The 20,462-nt window shown below is 55.5% G+C and carries 19 protein-coding genes; 8 read left to right on the top strand and 11 right to left on the bottom strand.

What is annotated here, in order from left to right:
• Window positions 1-11: 11 nt before the first annotated feature.
• Both KE671_RS03915 and ascF read right to left on the bottom strand, forming a co-directional pair.
• Window positions 12-1,436: a 6-phospho-beta-glucosidase gene (locus KE671_RS03915; protein ID WP_206161793.1), complete on the bottom strand. Its 1,425-nt coding sequence runs from the start codon at window positions 1,434-1,436 to the stop codon at window positions 12-14.
• 22 nt (window positions 1,437-1,458) lie between these two features.
• Window positions 1,459-2,913, bottom strand: a complete 1,455-nt coding sequence (gene ascF / locus KE671_RS03920) for a PTS cellobiose/arbutin/salicin transporter subunit IIBC (protein WP_206161794.1) — start codon at window positions 2,911-2,913, stop codon at window positions 1,459-1,461.
• A gap of 265 nt (window positions 2,914-3,178) precedes the next feature.
• Between ascF and KE671_RS03925 the strand changes: the two genes are divergently transcribed.
• From KE671_RS03925 to hypF, 3 genes are all read left to right on the top strand, one after another.
• Window positions 3,179-4,192, top strand: a complete 1,014-nt coding sequence (locus KE671_RS03925) for a LacI family DNA-binding transcriptional regulator (RefSeq protein ID WP_206161795.1) — start codon at window positions 3,179-3,181, stop codon at window positions 4,190-4,192.
• 145 nt (window positions 4,193-4,337) lie between these two features.
• Window positions 4,338-4,883 carry an electron transport protein HydN gene (gene hydN, locus KE671_RS03930; RefSeq protein WP_206161796.1) on the top strand — a complete coding sequence of 182 codons (546 nt, stop codon included), beginning with the start codon at window positions 4,338-4,340 and terminating at the stop codon, window positions 4,881-4,883.
• 148 nt (window positions 4,884-5,031) lie between these two features.
• A complete protein-coding gene (hypF, locus tag KE671_RS03935; RefSeq protein ID WP_206161797.1) occupies window positions 5,032-7,272 on the top strand; it encodes a carbamoyltransferase HypF in 2,241 nt (746 codons plus the stop codon).
• 115 nt (window positions 7,273-7,387) lie between these two features.
• Here hypF and norW read toward each other — a convergent pair whose 3' ends face one another.
• Window positions 7,388-8,521: an NADH:flavorubredoxin reductase NorW gene (gene norW, locus KE671_RS03940; protein WP_206161798.1), complete on the bottom strand. Its 1,134-nt coding sequence runs from the start codon at window positions 8,519-8,521 to the stop codon at window positions 7,388-7,390.
• Window positions 8,518-9,966 carry an anaerobic nitric oxide reductase flavorubredoxin gene (gene norV, locus KE671_RS03945; RefSeq protein WP_206161799.1) on the bottom strand — a complete coding sequence of 483 codons (1,449 nt, stop codon included), beginning with the start codon at window positions 9,964-9,966 and terminating at the stop codon, window positions 8,518-8,520. The genes norW and norV overlap by 4 nt, the downstream gene beginning before the upstream one ends.
• A gap of 186 nt (window positions 9,967-10,152) precedes the next feature.
• Here norV and norR point away from each other — a divergent pair, with 186 nt between their 5' ends.
• Window positions 10,153-11,670, top strand: coding sequence for a nitric oxide reductase transcriptional regulator NorR (gene norR / locus KE671_RS03950; protein ID WP_206161800.1), 1,518 nt, complete (start codon window positions 10,153-10,155; stop codon window positions 11,668-11,670).
• Here norR and gutQ read toward each other — a convergent pair.
• The 7 genes from gutQ to srlA all read right to left on the bottom strand — a co-directional run bounded on the left by gutQ (window position 11,667) and on the right by srlA (window position 16,626).
• On the bottom strand, window positions 11,667-12,632 hold the full coding sequence (gutQ, locus tag KE671_RS03955; protein WP_206161801.1) for an arabinose-5-phosphate isomerase GutQ: 966 nt from the start codon (window positions 12,630-12,632) through the stop codon (window positions 11,667-11,669). The genes norR and gutQ overlap by 4 nt on opposite strands.
• Entirely contained in the window at window positions 12,625-13,398 is a 774-nt protein-coding gene (gene srlR / locus KE671_RS03960; protein WP_206161802.1) for a glucitol operon DNA-binding transcriptional repressor SrlR, read from the bottom strand. The genes gutQ and srlR overlap by 8 nt, the downstream gene beginning before the upstream one ends.
• Window positions 13,399-13,466: 68 nt before the next feature.
• Window positions 13,467-13,826 carry a transcriptional regulator GutM gene (gutM, locus tag KE671_RS03965; RefSeq protein ID WP_206161803.1) on the bottom strand — a complete coding sequence of 120 codons (360 nt, stop codon included), beginning with the start codon at window positions 13,824-13,826 and terminating at the stop codon, window positions 13,467-13,469.
• A 92-nt stretch (window positions 13,827-13,918) separates the two neighbouring features.
• Window positions 13,919-14,698: a sorbitol-6-phosphate dehydrogenase gene (srlD, locus tag KE671_RS03970; RefSeq protein ID WP_206161804.1), complete on the bottom strand. Its 780-nt coding sequence runs from the start codon at window positions 14,696-14,698 to the stop codon at window positions 13,919-13,921.
• 10 nt (window positions 14,699-14,708) lie between these two features.
• Window positions 14,709-15,071 (bottom strand): PTS glucitol/sorbitol transporter subunit IIA, encoded by a 363-nt coding sequence (srlB, locus tag KE671_RS03975; RefSeq protein ID WP_206161805.1) that lies wholly within the window; start codon window positions 15,069-15,071, stop codon window positions 14,709-14,711.
• Between the two features lie 11 nt (window positions 15,072-15,082).
• Window positions 15,083-16,066, bottom strand: coding sequence for a PTS glucitol/sorbitol transporter subunit IIB (gene srlE, locus KE671_RS03980; protein ID WP_206161806.1), 984 nt, complete (start codon window positions 16,064-16,066; stop codon window positions 15,083-15,085).
• Entirely contained in the window at window positions 16,063-16,626 is a 564-nt protein-coding gene (gene srlA / locus KE671_RS03985) for a PTS glucitol/sorbitol transporter subunit IIC (RefSeq protein ID WP_206161807.1), read from the bottom strand. The genes srlE and srlA overlap by 4 nt, the downstream gene beginning before the upstream one ends.
• Window positions 16,627-16,895: 269 nt before the next feature.
• Here srlA and mltB point away from each other — a divergent pair, with 269 nt between their 5' ends.
• The 4 genes from mltB (at window position 16,896) to recX (ending at window position 20,374) form a co-directional block, all read left to right on the top strand.
• Window positions 16,896-17,975 (top strand): lytic murein transglycosylase B, encoded by a 1,080-nt coding sequence (mltB, locus tag KE671_RS03990; protein WP_206161808.1) that lies wholly within the window; start codon window positions 16,896-16,898, stop codon window positions 17,973-17,975.
• Between the two features lie 143 nt (window positions 17,976-18,118).
• The gene (pncC, locus tag KE671_RS03995; RefSeq protein ID WP_206161809.1) at window positions 18,119-18,616 is read left to right on the top strand and encodes a nicotinamide-nucleotide amidase; all 498 of its coding nucleotides are present in this window, start codon (window positions 18,119-18,121) and stop codon (window positions 18,614-18,616) included.
• A gap of 80 nt (window positions 18,617-18,696) precedes the next feature.
• Window positions 18,697-19,758 carry a recombinase RecA gene (gene recA / locus KE671_RS04000; RefSeq protein WP_044255092.1) on the top strand — a complete coding sequence of 354 codons (1,062 nt, stop codon included), beginning with the start codon at window positions 18,697-18,699 and terminating at the stop codon, window positions 19,756-19,758.
• A gap of 115 nt (window positions 19,759-19,873) precedes the next feature.
• Window positions 19,874-20,374 (top strand): recombination regulator RecX, encoded by a 501-nt coding sequence (gene recX / locus KE671_RS04005; RefSeq protein WP_206161810.1) that lies wholly within the window; start codon window positions 19,874-19,876, stop codon window positions 20,372-20,374.
• Window positions 20,375-20,462: the final 88 nt, after the last annotated feature.

A 20,462-nucleotide genomic window follows, 5' to 3' on the forward strand; every position in this document is an offset into this window, starting at 1 on the left:
CGGCATCCTGTTTACGCCAGATCCTGGCCGTTGCTGGCGATCACTTTTTTGTACCACCAGAACGATTTTTTACGGGTTCGCGCAAGCGTACCGTTACCGGCATCATCGCGGTCGACATAGACGAACCCATACCGTTTGCTCATCTCACCTGTCGACGCGGCCACCAGATCAATACAACCCCAGGTGGTGTAACCCATCAGCGGCACGCCGTCCTCAATGGCGTCAGCCATCGCACGAATATGTTCGCGCAGATAGCTGATACGGTAGTCGTCATTAATGTGGCCATCGGCATCGATTTCATCTTTTGCCCCGAGACCGTTTTCCACCAGAAATAGCGGTTTCTGGTAGCGGTCGTACATCATGTTCATCGTGATGCGCAGGCCAAGCGGGTCGATTCCCCAGCCCCAGTCGCTCACCTGAATGTAGGGATTTCGCAGGGATTTCACCACATTTGCTGCACTGGTGTTCTTGGTGTTCATCTCAGCCGACGCGCAACGCGAAGCGTAATAGCTGAAGGAGACGAAATCGACCGTATTTTTCAGGATCGCGTCATCTTCCGGGGCTTTCTCAATGACCACGCCTTTCTCTCGGAACACGCGGGCAGAATACGCCGGATACGCCCCACGCGCCTGCACGTCAATGAAGAACAGGTTCTCACGATCTTTTTCCAGCGCGGTCCAGACATCCTCTGGCTTGCAGGAATAGGGATAAAAATTGCCGCCCGCCAGCATACAGCCCACCTGGTTTTGCGGATTGATTTCATGGGCGATTTTCGTCGCCAGCGCGCTGGCAATCAGTTCATGGTGCGCGGCCTGATATTTCACCTGATCCTGATTTTCCCCTTCTTCAAACACCAGACCCGCGCCGGAGAAGGGACTGTGTAGCATGATATTGATTTCATTGAAGGTCAGCCAGTATTTCACCAGGCCGTCAAAGGCTTCAAAACAGGTGCGCGCATAGCGGGTGAAAAATTCCACCATCTTGCGATTACGCCAGGAGCCGTATTCAGTCACAAGATGCATTGGCACGTCGAAGTGGCACAGCGTAACCAGCGGTTCAATACCGTACTTTTTGCACTCGGTAAACAGCGCGCGATAGAAGGCAATGCCTTCCTCATTAGGCGTCATTTCGTCGCCGTTGGGATAAATACGGCTCCAGGCAATCGAGGTGCGAAAGACGGTGAAGCCCATTTCCGCCATCAGGGCGATATCGTCTTTAAAGCGATGATAAAAATCGATCGCCTGATGGCTGGGATAAAATTCGTCATTCCGCAGTTGGAAACGTTTCTCCAGTCCCAGTTTGACTGGCATACGATGCTCGCCGTGCGGGATCATATCGACAGTGGTCAACCCTTTGCCGCCCTCACGGTATGCGCCTTCAGACTGGTTGGCGGCCAGTGCGCCGCCCCATAAAAATCCTTGCGGAAATACAGCCATAATAAACCTCAGTGAATAACAGTCAGACGCTGGCGCCTTTTACCGTAGACGGTTGCACAGCCTGGTTTTTTCGTGCCTGTGCGGCTGCATCCTCGACGGGAATATCCTCAAAGCCCAGCAGCAGCGTCAGGACAAACGACAGCACCACCGCCAGCGCCATGACGCCGAACACCCAGACGATGGTCATGGGATTGGCCGGGTCGAAGAACTGAACGCTGGTAAACAGGCCCGGTGCCGCCATTGAGTGGCTGGCGAGTCCCGCCATTCCGGCGACGGCACCACAGATGAAACCGCTGATCAGGCTGGCAATCAGTGGACGTTTCAGGCGCACCGCCACCCCGTAGAGCGCGGGTTCCGAAATCCCCGCCATGATGGCTGAGGCTGCTGCTGCCAGCGCAGTCTGGCGCAGTTCCGGGTTTTTCGTTTTCCAGGCCACCGCCAGTGAGGAACCACCGAGCGACAGGTTGGCACCAATTTCGGACGGCATAACCATTCCTTCTTTGCCCGTTTCGGCAATGGTCTGAATAATGGTTGGTGTAAAGACGCGGTGCATCCCGGTCATCACCAGTAGCGGCCACAGCGCGCCCATAATGGCGACAGACAGCCAGCCGAGATAGCCGTGAATGGTATAAACCAGCGCAGAGATTGCGCTACCGATCCAGATACCAATCGGCCCAATCAGGACGATGGCCAGCGGTGCAGCGATCAGCACGATCAGCATGGGTTTCAGGAAGTTTTTGGTGACCGCGGGGGTTATGCGATCCACCCAGCGTTCGATGTACGACAGACACCAGGTCATGACCAGCGCCGGAATAACCGTGTAGGTGTATTTCACTGCCGTGACCGGGATCAGGGCGAATTCAACGTGTTCGCCCTGTGCCGCTTTCGCCATCAGGTCGATAAAGCTTGGATGCACCAGCACCCCGGCAATGGCAATCGCCAGCGACATGTTGGTTTTAAACTTAATCGCCGCCGAGGCCGCCACCATTAACGGCAGGAAGAAGAAGGCACCATCGCCGATCACGGTCAGGATCGTTAACGTGGAGGAGCCTTTTTCCAGCACGCCGGTCATTTCAAGGATCATCGCCAACAGTTTGAGCATCGATCCACCGATAATCGCCGGGATCAGCGGCGACATCGTGCCGATCAGTGCATCCAGGATCCCCGCGCCAATGCGTCTGAGCGTCAGCTTGGGTTTGCCAATGGGCTCCGCGGGTTGCATATCGCCAGGCAGCAGGCTGACAACTTCACGATATGCCTGGGAGACGGTATTGCCGATGATGACCTGACACTGATTGTCGCTGCGCACGACGCCGAGTACGCCGCTGAGGGTTTTGAGCGTGGCACTGTCGACCAGCGTGTCATCTTTCACAACGAAACGCAGACGCGTCATGCAGTGTGTCACTGCGGTGATGTTGTCGACGCCGCCCAGAGCCGTCACCACGGAGCGCGCCAGCGCTGCATAATTCTTGGACATAGGATTTTTATCCTGTTTTATCAGTAGGGTACGTTTTATTTTTTCCGCACATTCGCCTGAGCGATGGTCGGTGATGAAACGCTGATGGGAAACCGGTTCCACAAAATCATGAATAGTTTATTTGCATTGGGCAATATTTAATTTTCAATTTTTTCTTAAAGCGTGACTTGAGTCACTGATGGTTTTCCGGCGTGATTTAGCATCAGGGACAACCACGCGGCGGTGAAGTACACTGCATCTCATTGCGAGTAAAGGAAGAAAACTTATGACGACGATGCTGGAGGTAGCGCAGCGGGCCGGGGTGTCGAAGGCGACGGTCTCCAGGGTGCTCTCAGGGAATGGCTACGTCAGCCAGGAAACGAAGGATCGCGTATTTCAGGCGATTGAAGAGAGTGGCTATCGGCCTAACCTGTTGGCGCGTAGCCTTGCGGCGAAAACCAGTCAGACGCTGGGGCTGGTGGTGACAAACACCCTCTATCACGGCGTCTATTTTAGCGAGTTGCTGTTTCATACCGCGCGGATGGCGGAAGATCAGGGCCGTCAGCTTCTGCTCGCTGATGGTAAACACAGCGCGCAAGAGGAGCGCCAGGCGATCCAGTATCTGCTGGATTTGCGCTGCGACGCGATCATGATCTACCCGCGTTTTCTCAGCGTGGATGAGATCGATAACATCATCGACAGCCACTCGCAGCCGATTATGGTGCTTAACCGCCGGTTACGAAAAAACAGCAGCCACTGCGTCTGGTGCGATCAAAAGCAGACCAGTTTTAACGCCGTAGCGGAACTCATTGCTGCAGGCCATCAGCAGATTGCCTTTATTACCGGTTCGATGGACTCCCCGACCGGGGTTGAACGCCTGTCGGGGTACAAAGAGGCGCTGACCCGACACGGCATCGCCGTCAATGACGACCTGATCGTCAAAGGCAAATGGACGCCAGCTTGCGGGGCGGCAGGGGTGGACGCGCTGCTTTCTCGCGACGTGACGTTCAGCGCACTGGTGGCAAGCAATGACGACATGGCGGTTGGGGCCATCAAGCAGTTACATGACAAAGGGTTAGCCGTGCCGTCGCAGGTATCGGTGATTGGTTTTGACGATATCGCCATGGCGCCCTACACCATACCGGCGCTCTCCAGCGTCAAAATTCCGGTGACGGAGATGATTCAGGAGACCATTGGTCGACTCATTTTCATGCTGGATGGCGGGGCGTTTACGCCTCCGAAAAGCTTCACCGGCACGCTTATCCGCCGCGACTCTGTTGCGTCTGTCACGGTGAGGTAAAAATTGTCGCCGTCATCGTCATTCCTGACGATGACACCACAAGGGGCGCTCTCTTTTTTTAAAATGTTGTTTAATTACAACAGGATAAAAACTGGCATGATTTGTGAATGCTTCGGCACATTATCTGTTATTGCTGGAGAATTTGATGAACCGTTTCATCATTGCAGACGCCAATAAGTGCATTGGTTGCCGTACCTGTGAAGTGGCCTGCGTGGTCTCCCATCAGGAAAACCAGGACTGCGCGTCACTGACCCCTGAAACCTTTTTGCCTCGCATCCATGTGATTAAAGGCGTGAATGTCTCGACGGCGACGCTGTGCCGCCAGTGTGAGGATGCGCCGTGTGCGAACGTCTGCCCGAACGGTGCCATCAGCCGTGATAAAGGTTTTGTGCATGTCATGCAGGAACGTTGCATTGGCTGCAAAACCTGTGTGGTAGCCTGTCCGTATGGGGCAATGGAAGTCGTGGTGCGTCCGGTTGTGCGTAACAGCGGGGCGGGCCTGAACGTGAGAGCAGAAAAAGCGGAAGCTAACAAGTGCGATCTCTGTTATCACCGCGATGCCGGTCCGGCCTGTATGGAAGCCTGTCCGACGCATGCCCTGATTTGCGTTGACCGTAATAAGCTTGAGCAACTCAGCGCTGAAAAGCGTCGCCGCACGGCGCTGGACTCTTCTGCATCGCTGCTTTTCTAATCCCTGAAAATCCGCGTAAAATACGGTAGTACTTATGCCGGATGGCGATGCTCACGCACCTTATCCGGCCTACTGTTCGCATCCCCGTAGGCCTGATAAGCGTAGCGCCATCAGGCAAACCGGGATAGATGACTGCGGAAACGACTTAATGGCACTAAACAATCACTCCGGCGTACAGCTCCGTATTCGCGGCAAAGTCCAGGGCGTCGGCTTTCGTCCCTTTGTCTGGCAACTGGCGCAGCAGCTTCAGTTGCATGGCGACGTTTGTAATGACGGCGACGGCGTGGTGGTTCGATTGCTGGAAGATCCCGCGCTGTTTATCAGTGAACTGCATGATCACTGTCCGCCACTGGCGCGTATCGACCGCGTGGAAAGTGAGCCTTTTCACTGGGCGCAACAGCCCACTGAGTTCAGTATTCGCCAGAGTGCGGGCGGCACGATGAATACTCAGATTGTGCCCGATGCCGCGACGTGCCCGGAATGTCTTGCCGAAATGAACACGCCCGGTGAGCGGCGGTATCGCTATCCCTTTATCAACTGCACCCACTGCGGTCCGCGTTTTACCATTATCCGGGCTATGCCCTATGACCGTCCGTTTACCGTGATGGCGTCATTCCCGCTCTGCCCGCAATGCGACAACGAGTATCGCGACCCTTATGACCGACGTTTTCACGCCCAGCCGGTGGCTTGCCCGGCGTGTGGTCCGCATCTGCGCTGGTTGAGCGGCGGACACCAGGCGGAAAAAGAGGCGGCATTACAGGCTGCGGTGGAAATGCTGCAGGCCGGAGGTATTGTTGCCGTTAAGGGTATCGGCGGGTTTCATCTGGCCTGCGATGCGCGAAACAGCGATGCCGTGGCGCGGCTTCGTACGCGTAAGCGCCGTCCGGCAAAACCGCTGGCGGTGATGCTGCCCGATGCGTCGGGACTGTCGGATGCGGCAACCCGACTGCTGGAAACGCCTGCGGCCCCGATTGTGCTGGTGGATAAGCAACATGTTTCCTCGCTGTGTGACGGTATTGCTCCAGGCCTTGCGGAAGTGGGCGTGATGTTGCCCGCCAATCCGCTCCAGCACCTGTTGCTCCAGGCACTCAAGTGTCCGCTGGTGATGACCTCCGGCAATCTTAGCGGTAAACCGCCGGCCATCAGCAACGAACAGGCGCTTCTGGATTTACAGGATATTGCCGAGGGTTTCCTGTTACACAATCGCGACATCGTGCAGAGAATGGACGATTCCGTCGTACGTGAAAGTGGTGAAATGCTGCGCCGCTCACGGGGATATGTCCCGGATGCGCTGGCATTGCCGCCGGGTTTTCACCGTATACCGCCGATACTCAGTCTGGGGGCGGATCTGAAAAACACCTTCTGCCTGGTGCGTGGTGAGCAGGCGGTGATCAGTCAGCATCTTGGCGATCTCAGCGACGATGGGATCCAACATCAGTGGCGTGACGCGCTGCGGTTAATCCAGAATATTTATGACTTTACGCCACAGCGCATTGTTCGCGATGCCCATCCGGGATATGTCTCCAGCCAGTGGGCCAGCGAGATGAACCTGCCGACGGAGGTGGTGTTACATCATCATGCTCACGCTGCCGCCTGTCTGGCCGAGCACGGCTGGCCGCTGGACGGTGGCGATGTTATCGCCCTGACGCTGGACGGCATCGGGATGGGCGACGCGGGCGCGCTGTGGGGGGGAGAGTGTCTGCGGGTGAACTACCGTGAGTGTGAACATCTTGGTGGACTGCCCGCAGTGGCGCTTGCCGGTGGCGATCTCGCCGCGAAGCAACCCTGGCGTAACCTGTTAGCGCAGTGTCTGCGCTTTGTGCCAGACTGGCAGCGTTATCCGGAAACGCGAGACCTACAGCGACAGAACTGGAACGTGCTGGCGCGAGCGATTGAGCGCGGGATTAACTCTCCCCTGGCCTCGTCCTGCGGGCGTCTGTTTGATGCGGTTGCCGCAGCGCTGAACTGTGCGCCAGAATCGCTCAGCTATGAAGGCGAAGCGGCCTGCACGCTGGAGGCGCTGGCGTCGCAATGCGCGGGTGTTAAACATCCGGTGACGCTGCCGCTGGTAGGGCATCAACTGGATCTGGCAACCTTCTGGTCGCAGTGGCTGAACTGGCTGGCAACGCCCGCTGAACGCGCATGGGCTTTCCACGATGCGCTGGCGCAAGGGTTTGCCGCGATGCTGCGTGAGCAGGCCACGGCGCGTAGTATCGACACGCTGGTGTTCAGCGGTGGAGTGATGCACAACCGGTTACTGTCGGCGCGACTGGCTTATTATCTGGCGGATTTCACGCTGTTATTCCCACAGCAGTTACCGGCCGGCGACGGCGGATTGTCGTTGGGGCAGGGGGTGATTGCCGCGGCGCGTGGGATAGCGGAAGCATAAAAAAGCCCCGGGGCAGGCGGGGCGAAACGACAAGCAATATCGCACTTCCGTGTGCATGAGGTTAAACAATCAGTGGCGATATCGCCGGATGGCGACGCAGAGCGTCTTATCCGACCTACCGAGGCAACGTTTTCAGCAGGGCGAAAGCCTCCTTCATTCTGTCTTCACTCACCACGAAGGCGCAGAGTTGCCCTTCAGCGTTCACCCCTTTGGCAACCATCCCGTCAGGTTCTGCCGCAATGTGCCAGATCAGATCGCGACGCTGGGTTTCCCCTGCCAGGTGCAGCGGCAGCGCCGGCGTTTTGATTTTGACTAACATGGTGGGCAGCTTCAGCGGTACGTTGCCGGCGAGCAGGTTTTTCGCCAGGGTCATCGCGCTGAGCTGAATTGGCTGCAGGAACGGTAGTACCTGGCCGTTAATCTCCGCGCAGTCGCCGAGGGCGTAAATATCCGGGTGACTGGTTTGCAGGAAACTGTCGACACAGACGCCGCGATTAAGGGTTAAACCGGCGCGACGCGCCAGCGCGGTTTCCGGACGCAGGCCGGTGGCGGCAATCACCGCATCGACGTCAATGCTGCGCTCACGATCGAACGTTGCACGAATACCGGATGCGGTTTTCTCCAGTCCCTGCAACTGTGATTTCAGCAGCAGGTGCACGCCCATATCGGTAAGCCGATACTGTAAGCGACTGCTCACTTCCGGCGGCATCAGCGAGGCGAGAAGGCTGGCGGCGTTATCAATTAGCGTGACCGCCTTACCGGCACGGCTGAAATCCATCGCCAGTTCGCTACCAATCAACCCGCCGCCGACAATCAACACCCGTTGGGCATCACGTAGCTGTGTTTCGCAGGCACGGTACTCCTGCTGGCTGTTTAATGTGAGCATTAACTCACGTCCAGCTATCGGGGGTACAAAGGCCGCAGCGCCTGTGGCCAGCACCAGCTTGTCGTACTGCCACTGCTTGTCCTGGCTTTTTACCACGTGGGCATCGGCATCAATGTCGGTGACCCAGGTGTGTGGAAACAGACGCAGAGCAAACTGTTCAGCAAACTCTCCCGCCGACTGACGGGTGAGGTCATCGGCGTGCTGCGCCTGGCTTATCACATGACTGAGATCGGGCTTGTTGTACTCATCCATGCTGTCAGCTGCAATCAGCGTTAACGGGACATCCGCGTCCTGTTTACGAATGTTTTTGACTAACTGGCGGGCGGCAAAGCCCGAACCAATGATGACGATTCCCCGGCTCATTTTGCCTCCGTTGCCAGCACGTCGAAGACCTCTTTGCCTAATGAACATTCCGGACACAGGAAGTTTTCCGGCACATCGCTCCACGGTGTACCCGGCGCGACGTCCTGCAACGGTTCACCTTTTGCCGGATCGTAAATCCACTGGCACACGCTGCACTGCATGCTCGGACCGAGGTCGGCTGTCGCTGTGGCGGCGCTGGCGCATGTTTCTTCTTTGGTCGTCGCTTTCACTGTCGCTTCCGGCAACGGCGCGAGCGCCCACTGACGTGCGATTTCGCGACCGTGCTGGCGACACAGTTCCAGCGCATCCATGTCCGGGCGCCATTTGGCCTTCAGGCTCAGCGACATTTCAAAACCAGCATCCTGCAAACGGGTGGATAAGCGGTCGACCGCTCCGCCGCTCCAGCCGTGGGAGCCAAAAGCGCTGGCGCGTTTGTTACGAAAACGCAGCCCGGTCATCTCTTCCACCAGACCGGCGATTTTCGGCATCATCACGTTGTTCATTGTGGAGGTGCCGACCAGCACGCCTTTAGAGCGGAAAACGTTGGTCAGGATTTCGTTTTTATCACTGCGGGCGACGTTAAAAATTTTCACCGCCACGTTTTGGTCGACTTCGTTAATGCCCTGAGCAATCGCATCCGCCATCATGCGGGTGTTATTGGACATGGTGTCGTAAAAAATCGTAATGCGATCTTCCTGATAATCTGCCGCCCATTTCAGATACAGCTCAACAATCTGGGTGGGATTATCGCGCCAGACCACGCCGTGTGAGGTGGCAATCATATCGACCGGCAGGTTGAAGCCGAGGATTTCGGTAATTTTTGGCGTCACCAGACGGCTGAACGGCGTCAGGATGTTGGCGTAGTATCGCTGGCACTGTTCGAACAGTTCGGTTTGATCCACTTCATCGTTAAACAGCCGCTCGTCGCAGTAGTGCTGACCGAAAGCGTCGTTACTGAACAGGACGGCATCGCCGGTCATGTAGGTCATCATGCTGTCCGGCCAGTGCAGCATCGGGGTTTCCACGAAGATCAACTGTTTGCCGTTGCCGATATCCAGCGTGTCGCCGGTTTTCACAACGTTAAAATTCCACTCCGGATGGTGGTGGTGGCCGGTAATCGAGTCGATAGCGTTGGCGGTGCAGTAGATAGGAGTATCCGGGATCTGCGTCATCAGCTCGGTCAGCGCGCCGGCGTGGTCTTCTTCCGCATGGTTGATAATGATGTAATCGATGTCGGCGAGGTCAATTTCATTACGCAGGTTCTGCACGAATTCACGGCTGAATTTATGATCGACGGTATCGATCAGGACATTTTTTTCTTCACGGATGAGATAGCTGTTGTAGCTGCTGCCGCGCAGCGTTTTGTATTCAGTTCCGTGGAAATCACGGACTTCCCAGTCACGTTGGCCAACCCAATGGATATTATTTTTAACCAGAATAGACATAGCACCCTCAATTCATTCAGCGTTGTTCAAAAAGTTATTTCGCATATTGCAGGTTGCGTGCCAGTTTTTTATCTTATTGATTATTATTGATTTTAAATTTTATACTCATTAAAGAGTAGTCAAAAAGACTATTCTCAACACAGTCAATATGACAGTATGAATGGTCAAAATGACAGTGAGGGCAGCATGAGTTTTTCCGTTGATGTGCTGGCGGGTATCGCCATCGAACTACAGCGCGGGGTAGGTCATCAGGATCGTTTTCAACGTCTGATTACCACGCTGCGTCAGGTGCTGGAATGCGACGCTTCTGCGCTGCTGCGCTATGAGGCGCGCCAGTTTATCCCGCTGGCGATTGACGGCCTCGCACGCGATGTGCTCGGCAGGCGTTTTACCCTCGAAGGGCATCCCCGACTGGAGGCCATCGCTCGCGCCGGGGACGTGGTGCGCTTTCCGGCAGACAGTTCCCTGCCCGATCCGTATGACGGACTGATCCCGGGGCAGGAGAGTCTGAAAGTGCACGCCTGCATTGGGCTGCCGCTTTTTGCCGGACAGAACCTGATCGGCGCGCTGACCCTTGACGGTATGGCCCCGGATCAGTTTGATGTTTTCAGCGATGAGGAGTTACGGCTCATCGCGGCGCTGGCCGCCGGTGCATTGAGCAATGCGTTACTGATTGAACAACTGGAACGTCAGAATATGTTGCCGGGATCGAGTACCGATTTCGAACAGGTAAAAGAGACGCAGATGATTGGCCTCTCGCCGAATATGATGCAGCTGAAAAAAGAGATCGAAATTGTGGCAGGCTCCGATCTCAACGTGTTAATCAGCGGCGAAACCGGTACCGGGAAAGAACTGGTGGCGAAGGCGATTCACGAAGGTTCACCGCGCGCGGTCAACCCGCTGGTCTATCTGAACTGTGCCGCGCTGCCGGAAAGCGTGGCGGAGAGTGAACTGTTTGGCCATGTGAAAGGGGCGTTTACCGGGGCCATTAGCAACCGCAGCGGCAAGTTTGAAATGGCCGATAACGGCACGCTGTTCCTTGACGAAATTGGTGAACTGTCGCTGGCGCTACAGGCCAAACTGCTGCGCGTGTTGCAGTACGGTGATATTCAGCGTGTCGGTGATGACCGCAGTCTGCGCGTGGATGTGCGCGTGCTGGCTGCAACTAATCGCGATCTACGCGAAGAGGTGCTGGCGGGGCGTTTTCGTGCCGATCTGTTTCATCGTCTGAGCGTGTTCCCGCTTTCCGTCCCTCCGCTACGTGAACGCGGTGAGGATGTGGTGCTGCTGGCAGGCTATTTTTGCGAGCAGTGTCGACTGCGACTGCGACTTTCCCGTGTGGTGCTCAGTCCACGGGCGCGTAGTCATCTGCTGAATTACGGCTGGCCGGGGAATGTGCGCGAACTGGAACATGCGATTCATCGGGCGGTGGTGCTGGCGCGTGCGACCCGGGCCGAAGACGACGTGGTGCTGGAAGTAACACATTTCGCGTTACAGGAGGAGGCGATGACGGCGCAGCCGGAAGTGGCAGCGGATTTACCGCGCAATCATAATCTGCGTGATGCAACGGAGGCGTTCCAGCGGGAGATGATTCGCCAGACGCTGGCGCACAATAATCACAACTGGGCGGCCAGCGCACGGGCGCTTGAAACGGACGTCGCCAACCTGCACCGGCTGGCGAAACGTCTGGGGCTAAAGGATTAGAGGATCCCGGCCTGATAGAAATCCTGCAGGTTGATGGCGCCGGTGAGTTTGCCGGTTTCATCCACCACCGGTGCGGCGGTGATTTTGCGCTTCATCAGGATCTCTTTGGCATCAATCGCCCGGCTTTCTGACTGCAAGGTGATGCCATTGTGGGTCATCGCTTCACTGACCGGCGTGGTGAGCGCGCCGCCGCCAACCAGCCAGCGACGCAGGTCGCCGTCGGTAAAGACGCCTTTCACCTGCATCAGGTCGTCGCACACGGCGACCAGACCCAGACCGGTACGGCTTAATTCCAGCATCGCATCCATTACGCTGGTGGCAAGTTGAACCTGCGGGACTGCGTCGTCACGGCGCATCAGGTGGTGTACTTTATTGAGCAAACGCGCGCCTAACGCACCGGCCGGATGCGAGCGGGCAAAATCCTCTTCATTGAAACCGCGCGCCTGCATGACCGCCATCGCCAGCGCGTCGCCCATCATCAGGGTATTGACGGTACTGGAGGTTGGCGCCAGGTGCATCGGACAGGCTTCACGCTCAACGGAGATATCCAGAACGGCCTTCGCCGCCAGGCCCAGCGGTGAATTGGGTTTGCCGGTCATTGCCAGCAGGGCGATGGATTTATCTTCCAGACGCGGGATGATGAGATCCAGCTCTTTTGCGCCGCCGGAATAGGAGATGAACAACATCACGTCGCGGCTTTCGATCATCCCCAGATCGCCATGCAGCGCTTCGGCAGGGTGAACAAAAAAGGCCGGGGTGCCGGTACTGGCGAGCGTCGCGGCGATTTTCTTACCAATATGGCCCGACTTGCCGATACCCGAGACAATCACTTTGCCTTCACAGTGGATAATGGTATTAGCGGCGCGGATAAAATCATCGCCCAGACGTTCCGGCAGACGGCTTGCTTCCTGTAATTCCAGCATTAACGTCTGACGGCCCGCGTTCAGTAGTGCATCACTCATTGGTTTCTCCGGTTATGATAACGGTAATCCCTTTCTCTTCCAGCGCCTGACGAAATGCGGGATCAATGCCCGCGTCGGTAATCAGTTTGTCGACGCTTTCCAGACTGCACACAACATTCGGACTCTTGCGACCAAACTTTGATGAGTCCGCCATCAGAATGACCTCGCGAGCGGCGTTGCACATCGCTTTGCTGACGGTGTAAACCTCGTTAAAGGTGGTCACGCCGGCGCTGAGATCAATGCCATCGGTACCCATGAAGAGTTTATCAAAACTGAACTGCTCAAAGGCGTTTTCCGCGAGCTGTCCGTGAAATGAGGCCGATTTTTTACGGAATGTTCCGCCAGGCATCAGGATGGTTTGTTCGTTGTCTAACTCGGACAGCGCGTTGACAATGTGCAGGCTGTTGGTCATGACGGTGATATTGCTAAAGCGGGTAAGCAACGGCACCATTTGTAGCACGGTACTCCCGGCGTCCAGAATGATGGAGTCGCCGTCGTGGATAAAACGGACGGCCGCTTCAGCAATACGTTCTTTCTTGAGCGTATTGATCAGCGTTTTGTGATCGATAGGCGGATCGGACTCCTCTTTGTTTAACATCACGCCGCCATAGGTACGAATGACGGTTTCGGCATTTTCCAGAACGACAAGGTCTTTGCGAATGGTTGTGCCCGTGGTGTCAAAGTACTGGGCCAGTTCTTCTACTGAGCACTTTCCCTGCTTTTGCAGATGCTCAAGAATAGCGGCCTGACGCTGACGAGGTTTCATTGGCGTAATTACCCTGAATTAAATTTTCGAAATGATAATTTCGCAAGATATTAGCATTCACAACGAAATTACCCATGTTTCAGACTAAGCGCCAATGATAGTGCATTCTGCGATAGCGGATCATGGGGAAAGATCACATCAGGCTGTAATTCATTAAGATGTTTGCCTTCAATGGCGGCGATTTTGCCTGGTCTGGCGAATACGGTGAGACCTTTCATAAACAAAGTATCGGTGACTCGCTGATTGTCATCAACAGCGACCGCGACAACGACGCGCGGTTTAAAGCGTCCTCCTGAACGCCCCACGCCGACACGTCCCTGCTGGCAAAGTTGATCAAACGCGTTGTTAAAGCGCGATATTTGCCAGTATCCCAGCGCCAGTTGTGCACACCAGGCAATGACGGCGACAGTAACGAGTGCGGATACCATATTGTTGCTCCTTCTATTTTGCCGGAAGGCGGTTTCACCTTATCCGGCCTGTGGGAAGGCCCGGTAAGCGTAGCGCCACCGGGCGACACCCATTAAAACATCACCTGTCCACCGGTTACGTTGATTGACTGCCCGGTGCAGTACGACGCTTTCTGGCTGGCATAAAATAACAGCATGTTCAGCACATCCTGATAGTCGCAGCCGCGCTTCAGCGGAACTTTATCAATGTAATACTGTTCTACTTCGTCTGGCTTGATACCCAGCTTGGTGGCGTACTGCGGCAGCAACGACTGGAACATCGGTGACTTTAACAGGTTGCCGAGCATCAGCGAATGCACGGTAATGCCATATTCCGCCAGATCCAGCGCCAGCGACTGCGTTAACCCCACGCCGCCAAACTTCGCTGCGCTGTAGCCGGAGTTGTGTTTGCTGCCCACTTTGCCGGATTTGGAGTTGATCTGAATAATACGTCCCTGAATTCCATCGCGGATCATCAGACGGGAGAATTCACGCGCGCAGAGGAAGTAGCCCACCAGATTCACCTGCAGCGAGCGATCAAAATCGCCGAGCTGGAAGTCACTGATAAAGGCTGCTTTGGCGATCCCCGCGCTGTAAACCAGCAGATCCACGCGGCCAAAGATTTCATCTACACCACGAGAGAGTGCGAGCACACTCTGTTCGCTGGTGGCGTCGGCACCAAAACCGTAAGCCATGCCTTCGCCAAATTCCGCGTTAATCTCTTGTGCAACGTTCGCGGCTTTATCACTCTGAATGTCCACCACCGCAACGCGATACCCTTCTGCTGCAAGCCCACGGCAAAGGAATGCCCCCAGGGTCTGTCCTCCACCAATGACAACGGCAACCTGATTCATTTTTCTCTCCTTAAGCGACAAACTTCAAAATACAGCCCGGTGCGATGTCGTCCGGTACAGGCCCCGCGACGTGCACGGTGCCGGGAAATTCCGCTTCGCTCAGTCCGTCGAAGCGCAGGGTGATATGCCCCAGTTCACGTAAATTCTGCTCGGCCACGCTGCCGACGGCAGTGACTGGATAACGATGCTGACCCAGCTCAAACTGCGCGCCGGGTTGCAGCGTACCGTTCAGTTCGCCATGACAATGGATAAAGCAAAATTCCTCGATATCCGCAGGCGCGCCTTCACGAAAGGTAATCAGCATCTGGTCGCAGAGCGCATCCGGTGCGCTCTGGCCGATACGAGTGATGGTGGTCTGATAAATAACGGTCATGTCAAAACCTCTTATTGATAAATAAAGCCAGAAACAAACCAGGCGATGAGAACGGTAGGCGCGCCGGTCAGGAAGCGGCTCACCAGTACCGACGGTACGCCGACGCGAACGGTGTCCTGGCGGGCTTCTGCCAGTGACAAACCGACCGGGATAAAGTCACAGGCGGCCTGAGCGTTAATGGCAAACAGGGCGGGCAGCGCCAGGTGCGGCGGGATGTTGCCCAGACCAATTTGCACGCCGATCAGGACGCCGATAACCTGTGCAATGACCGCGCCCGGGCCAAGGAATGGCGACAGCAGTGGGAACGAACAGATCAGCGCCAGCGTCACCAGGCCCAGCGGATGGCTGGCAAGCGGCGCCAGACCGTGGGCAATCCAGTCACCCAGACCCGAGGCCATGATGATGCCGATCAGCGCCGAGACGAATGCCATGAACGGCAGAATGGTTTTCAGAACCGTATCGATGGTGTCGCGGCCGGACTGGAACAGTACGGCCACCGCCGATCCCATCCCCATGCCGACTTTCGCCAGCAGGCCATCGCTCTGTTCGGTGATCTTTTTGCTGGTGTCGTAATCGCGCCCGGTGGCGGCACTTGCCGGTTGTAATGGCGGCTGTGGGGCAGAAGACGCATCGCCCACCACGGTAATGTTGTCCTCCCTGACGCCAGAGACATAAATGTCTTCAACAATGTACTGGGCCAGCGGGCCGGATTTTCCGGTTGAGTGAATGTTCACGGTCGGGATACGGCGTTTGGGATAGATGCCGCAGCGCAGCGTCCCGCCACAGTCAATGATAGCGACGCCAATTTCGTCCTCTGGCGGCTCACCCTCTTTAAAACCGTCGACAGCCTGCCAGCCGGTTAACTGCGCCAGTTTGTCGACAATCGTCGGGCGCGTGCCTGCGGTGATATAAACAATTTTTTTGCCGGCGGTGACGTCCAGCTCTAACGGACCACCCCAGCCGCCAGTCCCTTTTTCAATACGAATACGCGTCATGATACTGCTCCTGCAAGGTGGACTTTCTGCTCAAGTTGGATACCCATCTTTTTCTCAAAGATGGAGGTTGTGAGGTCCGTGACCCAGCCACGAAAGAAGTTGGTGACTAGGCCGACCAGCAGGTAGCTCACGGCCAGTGGCCCGAGCGGGAGACCTAAGGTGGTCAGGCCGCTGGCAATGCCGAGGTAAACGAACAGTTCGCCAGGGTTGATATGCGGGAACAGGCCGTTCATGGAGTGACAGCTATACGAGGCCGCCGCGTAGTAACTGGGCTTATATTTCTCTGGCATGAAGCGACCCAGACTCAGCGTCATGGGGTTACAAAACACAAACGTGCCGATAAAAGGCAAAATAAGGTAACGGGACAACGGATTCCCGGCACAGCGCTGGGCGAAGCGTTCGATGCGCTGCTGACCAATAAAGTTGATCAGCGCATTCATGATGACCAGCAGGCTAATCAGCAGTGGAAGAATGCCGGTGACCATCCCGGTAAACACCTCTCCACCTTTCTGGAACAGCCCGATGAACCACTCTGCTCCATGTGTAATGGTTTCGATCATTGTTCTCTCCTGTAGGGATTTTTAGTTATCTTGCGAATGGGTGACTTATTTTAATCAGATTGAAAGAAATAAAAGTGTTATTTTGATCTCAAAATGAAAGTAAAATATTTTAACTTGAAAGTTTTTGTGGGAAAGAAAGAATGTACTGACGATCAAACGAGGGGAAGTAGTACGTAAATTGTGTGAAGGGACGCGTCTGGCGCTTCCTTGTATGGCGGGGGATGCTTTACCATACTTCTCTCTGGCTGAATCTGTTTAATGGATGTCTCATGTTCAAGCGTCGTTATGTAGCATTGCTTCCCCTGTTTGTGTTACTTGCTGCCTGTAGTAGCAAACCGAAACCTCAAGAGCCTCAAACGACAACGGGGACGCCTTCCGGCGGTTTTCTGCTTGAGCCCCAGCACAACGTTATGCAGATGGGGGGCGACTTTGCCAACAACCCGAATGCACAACAGTTCATTGATAAGATGGTGAACAAGCACGGTTTTAATCGTCAGCAGTTGCAAGAGATTTTGTCGCAGGCGAAGCGTCTGGATTACGTTTTACGTCTGATGGACAGGCAGGCGCCGACCACGCAGCCGCCGGCCGGGCCTAACGGCGCATGGCTGCGCTATCGCAAACAGTTCATTACCCCGGATAACGTGCAAAACGGCGTGGCATTCTGGAATCAGTATGAAGACGCGCTCAACCGCGCCTGGCAGGTTTACGGCGTTCCGCCGGAGATAGTTGTGGGCATTATTGGCGTGGAAACCCGCTGGGGTCGCGTGATGGGAAAAACGCGCATTCTGGATGCGCTGGCGACGCTGTCGTTTAACTATCCACGTCGAGCGGAGTACTTCTCCGGCGAGCTGGAGACGTTCCTGCTGATGGCGCGTAACGAACAGGATGACCCGCTAGATTTGAAAGGTTCCTTTGCTGGCGCGATGGGCTACGGACAGTTTATGCCTTCGTCCTATAAGGAGTATGCGGTGGATTTCAACGGTGATGGCCACATCAATCTGTGGGATCCGGTCGATGCTATCGGCAGCGTGGCGAATTACTTCAAAGCGCACGGTTGGGTGAAGGGCGAGACGGTGGCGGTGATGGCGAACGGTCAGGCGCCGGGACTGGCGAATGGCTTTAAAACGCAGTACAGCCTTTCTCAACTGGCGGCCGCCGGACTTACGCCGCAACAACCGTTGGGCAACCATCAGCAGGTGAGCCTGCTGCGTCTGGATATCGGTACCGGATACCAGTACTGGTACGGTTTGCCGAACTTCTATGCCATTACCCGCTACAACCACAGCACCCATTACGCGATGGCAGTGTGGCAGTTGGGTCAGGCAGTGGCGCTGGCGCGCGTGCAGTAACGGTTTTTACCCAGGGGAGTCCTGGCTTCCCTGGGCCTCACACGTTTTTTCGGAACCACCCTCGTAAAATTATCACCTCATCCCCATCTCTGTCGGGAAAGTGTTATCTTGTCCGGCATATTTTTTAACTGACAGAGGCGGATATGACTGACAGTGAACTGATGCAGTTAAGTGAACAGGTCGGGCTGGCGCTGAAAGCGCGTAGCGCGACGGTGACCACCGCAGAGTCCTGCACCGGCGGTTGGGTGGCGAAAGCCATTACCGATATTGCCGGAAGCTCCGCGTGGTTCGAACGCGGTTTTGTTACCTACAGTAATGAAGCCAAATCACAGATGATTGGCGTGCGCGAAGAGACGCTGGAACAGCATGGCGCGGTCAGCGAGCCGGTGGTAGTTGAGATGGCGATTGGCGCGCTGAAAGCGGCACGCGCCGATTTTGCCGTCTCCATCAGCGGGATTGCCGGGCCGGATGGTGGCAGCGAAGAGAAACCGGTTGGCACCGTCTGGTTTGCCTTCGCCAGCGTGCGCGGAGAAGGGATTACCCGTCGGGAATGCTTTCACGGCAACCGTGATGCGGTGCGTCGACAGGCCACGGTTTATGCGCTGCAAACCCTGTGGCAACAATTTCTACAAAATACTTGATACTGTATGACCATACAGTATAATTGCGACAACAGTACAGAATCACTATCCGGTTTCAGCCGGCATGACAGGAGTAATTAATGGCTATCGACGAAAACAAACAAAAAGCGTTGGCGGCAGCGCTGGGCCAGATCGAAAAGCAATTCGGTAAAGGCTCCATCATGCGCCTGGGTGAAGACCGTTCTATGGATGTGGAAACGATCTCCACGGGTTCGCTTTCACTGGATATCGCGCTGGGCGCAGGCGGCCTGCCGATGGGCCGTATCGTCGAAATCTACGGGCCGGAATCCTCCGGTAAAACCACGCTGACGCTGCAGGTCATTGCCGCAGCGCAGCGCGAAGGTAAAACCTGCGCGTTTATCGATGCAGAACACGCGCTGGACCCGATCTATGCACGTAAGCTGGGCGTTGATATCGACAATCTGCTCTGTTCTCAGCCGGACACCGGTGAACAGGCGCTGGAAATCTGTGATGCGCTGGCGCGTTCTGGTGCTGTCGACGTTATCGTAGTCGACTCCGTAGCGGCACTGACGCCGAAAGCGGAAATCGAAGGCGAAATCGGTGACTCTCACATGGGCCTTGCGGCGCGTATGATGAGCCAGGCGATGCGTAAATTGGCCGGTAACCTGAAGCAGTCCAACACGCTGCTGATCTTCATCAACCAGATCCGTATGAAAATTGGGGTGATGTTTGGTAACCCGGAAACCACAACCGGTGGTAACGCGCTGAAATTCTACGCCTCTGTTCGTCTGGACATCCGTCGTATCGGCGCGGTGAAAGAGGGCGATAACGTGGTGGGCAGCGAAACCCGCGTGAAGGTCGTGAAAAACAAAATCGCGGCACCGTTTAAACAGGCTGAATTCCAGATCCTTTACGGTGAAGGTATCAACTTCTATGGCGAACTGGTTGACCTGGGCGTGAAAGAGAAGCTGATTGAGAAAGCAGGCGCCTGGTACAGCTACAACGGCGAGAAAATTGGTCAGGGTAAAGCGAATGCAACCACATGGCTGAAAGACAACCCGGCGACTGCGAAGGAAATTGAGAAAAAAGTTCGCGAAATGCTGCTTAATAACCAGGATGCCAAACCTGACTTCGCTGTTGATGACGGTGAAGGCGTTGCGGAAACCAACGAAGATTTTTAATCGTCAGGTGTTGTTTGTCCGGATAACGCAGAACTGCCATCCGGCAGAAAGTTGAATTACACTCAAGGGCTGCATTGATGCAGCCCTTTTTGCATTTCTGATTTCGAAGGTTGTTATGAGTGAACCCACACCGCGCCGACCCGCGTATTCCCGGCTGTTAGATCGCGCAGTACGTATTCTCGCGGTTCGTGACCACAGTGAACAAGAGTTACGACGTAAACTTGCCGCCCCGATAATGGGGAAAAATGGACCGGAAGAGATCGATGCGACGGCTGAAGATTATGACCGCGTAATTGCCTGGTGTTACGAGCATCAGTATCTTGACGACAACCGGTTTATCGCCCGCTTTATCGCCAGCCGCAGCCGTAAAGGCTATGGCCCGGCGCGTATCCGCCAGGAATTGAATCAAAAGGGCATTGCCCGAGAATCGACGGAAAAGGCGATGCGGGAATGTGAGATTGACTGGAGCGTCCTGGCACGCGATCAGGCCTGCCGTAAATATGGTGATCCACTGCCTGGCGCATTTTCAGAAAAGGTTAAGGTACAACGGTTTTTGCTCTATCGTGGGTATCTGATGGAAGATATCCAGGAAATATGGCGAAATTTTGACGATTGAGCGCATACGGGATTTTACTTCCCCGTAAAGAAAACTTATCTTATTCCCACTTTTCAGTTGCCGGCGGCCCAGTCAATCAAGAGTTGTT

The organism is Citrobacter amalonaticus, assembly GCF_018252635.1.
Lineage (GTDB): Bacteria > Pseudomonadota > Gammaproteobacteria > Enterobacterales > Enterobacteriaceae > Citrobacter_A > Citrobacter_A amalonaticus_E.